The organism is Massilia hydrophila (genome assembly GCF_020208145.1).
GTDB lineage: Bacteria > Pseudomonadota > Gammaproteobacteria > Burkholderiales > Burkholderiaceae_D > Telluria > Telluria hydrophila.
In genome coordinates, this window is record NZ_JAHYBX010000093.1 from 1 (window position 1) to 288 (window position 288).

1 protein-coding gene is annotated in these 288 nt (G+C 64.2%); it reads left to right on the forward strand.

Translation table 11 applies throughout. The features are described from left to right. On the forward strand, window positions 1–288 hold a 288-nt coding region (locus LE190_RS22335), incomplete at both ends, for an adenine nucleotide alpha hydrolase family protein (RefSeq protein ID WP_501039625.1).

The window sequence follows — 288 nt, forward strand, 5'->3', positions numbered from 1 at the left end:
AGAAGGAACAGCCGCAGCTGATCATCCTGGGCAAGCAGGCGATCGACGACGATTCGAACCAGACCGGCCAGATGCTGGCTGCGCTGCTGGGCTGGCCGCAGGCGACCTTCGCCTCGAAAGTGGTGCTGGAAGACGGCAAGGTGACCGTGACCCGCGAAGTCGACGGCGGCCTGGAAACGGTCAGCCTGAACCTGCCGGCCATCGTCACCACCGACCTGCGCCTGAACGAGCCGCGCTACGTGACGCTGCCGAACATCATGAAGGCCAAGAAGAAGCCGCTGGAAACCG